General features: G+C 58.0%; 1 protein-coding gene. It reads right to left on the reverse strand.

Annotated elements, in window-relative coordinates:
* Positions 1-7 precede the first annotated feature (7 nt).
* Positions 8-528, reverse strand: a 521-nt coding sequence (locus tag BN2475_RS32500; RefSeq protein ID WP_218023760.1) for an IS630 family transposase, incomplete at its 5' end; no start/stop codon positions are given.

The raw sequence follows: 528 nt of genomic DNA on the forward strand, positions 1-528 counted from the left end.
TAAGTGTTCAGGCGAAATTGATTTGAAATTTGGTGCCGTATGCGCCGAGTAGACTGCGGACCTCATCGTCGATGGTTTCCTTCGTCCAGGTGACGAAGTTACGCCAATGGTATTTGGCCTGCTTCCAGACGATTTCGATCAGATTGAGTTCGGGACTGTATGGCGGCAGATAGAACAGCCGCATGCGATGCTCGCGTAGCCAGCGCTCGTGCACTTCAGGATCAATGGCATGATGGATCGAAGCGTTGTCGAGTACCACCACGGTCGGACGTTTATCGCCCTGCAGGGCGATCTGCTCGAGGAACTCGACGACGGCACCGCCTTTGATAGACGAGCTCGTGACATGGTGAGTCAACGCGTTGACTCCGAAGTCGAGGGCGCCGAGAACCGAGCGCCGGCAATGGAAGCGAGGTTCGACACAGTGAGGCAGGCCGCGCGGTGACCACGCTCTTTGCACCGGAGGTGACGCGGCGAAGCCCGCTTCATCGAAATAGACCAGACGCACTGCGTTGGCGCGAGCGGCGCATT

The sequence above is a fragment of the Paraburkholderia ribeironis genome (assembly GCF_900019265.1).
Classification (GTDB): Bacteria; Pseudomonadota; Gammaproteobacteria; order Burkholderiales; family Burkholderiaceae; genus Paraburkholderia; species Paraburkholderia ribeironis.